Origin of the sequence: Micromonospora sp., assembly GCF_048594385.1 — a bacterium.
GTDB lineage: Bacteria > Actinomycetota > Actinomycetes > Mycobacteriales > Micromonosporaceae > Micromonospora > Micromonospora wenchangensis.
Map to the genome: position 1 here is coordinate 1 of NZ_JBMDWU010000210.1, position 2,426 is coordinate 2,426.

Consider the following 2,426-nt stretch of genomic DNA (forward strand, 5'->3'; position numbering starts at 1 on the left):
GGCTGGACACCAGCAGTGTGGTGCCGGCGGCGGCCAGGGCGTGGAACCGGGCCCACAGGTCGGCCCGCAGCACCGGGTCCTGCCCGACGGTGGGTTCGTCGAGGACGACCAGTTCCGGCTCGCCGACCAGCGCGCAGGCCAGCGAGGCCCGGCTGCGTTGCCCGCCGGAGAGGGTGCCAACCAGTTGGCCGGCGGCGGCGGACAGGCCGACGTCGGTGACCGCCGCGTCGGCGTCGGCGGCGCTGCGCCCCTGGAGGGTGGCGAAGTAGCGGGCGTTCTCCCGGACGGTCAGGTCGGCGTAGACGCTGGGCGCCTGGGTCAGGTAGCCGACCCGGTGGCGCAGCTCGGCCGCGCCGGCCGGGTGGCCGAGCACGGTGACCGTGCCGGAGCTGATCGTCTGCACCCCGACGACGGCCCGCATCAGGGTGGTCTTGCCGCTGCCGCTCGGGCCGAGCAGCCCGGTGACCGTGCCGCGCGGCACCTTGCAACCTATGCCGTCCAGCACCCTTCGTCGACCCCGGTCGACGACGAGGTCGCGGACGGCGATGGCGTCGTCCATCGCACCTCCCTAAAACTCATCGCTTGTTGAAATCAACGCTAGTTGAATTACCCGGTGGTGCGCAACGGTTGACTTCGAGCGCGCTCGAACTGAGAACCTGGGGCACGTGGACATCAGCACGCGGGAGAGAGGCCTGTCGGTCGGCGAGGCGGCGGCCCGGGTCGGCCTGACCACCTACACGCTGCGCTGGTACGAACAGGAGGGGCTGGTCGCTCCGGTCGGCCGCGACTCGGCCGGCCGCCGCCGCTACACCGAGGCCGACCTGAACTGGCTGGTGCTGATCACCCGGCTGCGCCGCACCGGGATGCCGGTGCGCGACATGCGCCGATACGCCGAACTGGCCCGCCAGGGCGACCGGACGCGGGCCGCCCGACGGGCGCTGTTCGAGGCCCACCGGGTCCGGGTACTGACCCGGATGGCCGAACTGGAGGAGGACCTCAAGGTGCTCAACTACAAGATCGAAACCTACGGCTGCACGGAGGAGGGACGATGATCCGTCGACGGATCGGGGTGGACGGTCCGGAGGTCTCCGCCATCGGACTGGGCTGCATGGGCATGAGCTTCGCCTACGGCGGGCAGGACGACGCCGAGTCGACGCGTACCCTGCACCGCGCCCTCGACCTCGGCGTCAACCACCTCGACACCGCCGACATGTACGGCTTCGGCGCCAACGAGCGGCTGCTCGCCCCGGTGGTACGGGCCCGCCGCGACGAGGTCTTCCTGGCCACCAAGTTCGGCAACCGGCCCCACGCCGACGGCTCCGGGGCGTACGTCGACAGCAGCGCCGCCTGGGCCCGCGAGGCCTGCGACGCCTCCCTCGGCCGGCTCGGCGTGGACACCGTCGACCTGTACTACCTGCACCGCCGCGACCCGGGCACCCCGATCGAGGAGACCGTCACGGCGATGGCCGACCTGGTCGCGGCGGGCAAGGTGCGCCTGCTCGGCCTGTCGGAGGTCAGCCCGGCGACACTGCGCGCGGCCCACGCGGTGCACCCGATCGCGGCCGTCCAGATGGAGTACTCCCTGTTCACCCGGGACGTCGAGGGGGAGATGCTGGACACCTGCCGGGAGCTTCAGGTGGCGCTGGTGGCGTACTCGCCGGTCGGGCGGGGGCTGCTCACCGGGGCGATCACCGGCCGGGACCAGCTCACCGAGGGTGACTGGCGGGCGGCGGCACCCCGCTTCGCGGCGGACAGCCTCGACGCCAACCTGCGGCTGGTGGCCGCCGTGCGGGCGGTGGCCGAGGAGATCGGCTGCACCCCGGCCCAGGCCGCCCTGGCCTGGCTGCTCGCCCAGGGCGAGGACGTGCTGCCGATCCCCGGCACCAAGCGGGTCCGCTACCTGGAGGAGAACGCCGCCGCCGCCGACCTGCGGCTCACCGCCGACCAGCAGGCCCGGCTGCGGGAGGCGGTTCCCGTCGACGCGGTGGCCGGCGAACGGTATCCGGCGGCCGGGATGCGGACGGTCGGGCACTAGCCGATCGATCGACATCTTCGGACACTTGGCTTCGGACCGGGCGCTAGCCTTCGGACCGGACAGGAAGTCCGCCTTCGGGCATTGCGCCCCGATCGGACCTACGGCACGATGGCGCGGTGGATCACGCTCCGTTGCCGGAGGCCGCTTTCCTGGCCGACTGGACCGACCGGCTGCGCGCGTCCGCCGAGCACCCGGTGGTCGGGATCCTGCTGCGTGGCAGCCACGCCCGGCGGGCCGCCACCGCGTACAGCGACGTCGACCTCGACGTCCTGGTGAGCACGACCGGGCCCACCCCGGCGACACCGCCGGACGGGCCCGGTCCGGGCTGCACGTCGACCGCGCCCGTCGCACCCGGGCAGCCCCGTGCGGCGGGCCGGTCCGCGCCGGCCGC

The 2,426-nt window shown here is 73.5% G+C and carries 3 protein-coding genes and 1 pseudogene; 3 read left to right on the forward strand and 1 reads right to left on the reverse strand.

Translation table 11 applies throughout. From position 1 onward, the window contains the following. Window positions 1-559: ABC transporter ATP-binding protein (locus ACOJTC_RS11285; RefSeq protein WP_420116807.1), on the reverse strand; the 559-nt coding region annotated here is incomplete at its 3' end. Between the two features lie 106 nt (window positions 560-665). Here ACOJTC_RS11285 and ACOJTC_RS11290 point away from each other — a divergent pair. From ACOJTC_RS11290 to ACOJTC_RS11300, 3 genes and pseudogenes are all read left to right on the forward strand, one after another. Then, complete coding sequence (locus ACOJTC_RS11290; RefSeq protein ID WP_204926001.1) at window positions 666-1,052, forward strand: MerR family transcriptional regulator; 387 nt, start codon at window positions 666-668, stop codon at window positions 1,050-1,052. Further along, window positions 1,049-2,035, forward strand: a complete 987-nt coding sequence (locus tag ACOJTC_RS11295) for an aldo/keto reductase (RefSeq protein ID WP_204926002.1) — start codon at window positions 1,049-1,051, stop codon at window positions 2,033-2,035. The genes ACOJTC_RS11290 and ACOJTC_RS11295 overlap by 4 nt, the downstream gene beginning before the upstream one ends. Window positions 2,036-2,151: 116 nt before the next feature. After that, window positions 2,152-2,426, forward strand: a pseudogene (locus tag ACOJTC_RS11300) (hypothetical protein); the annotation flags it as partial.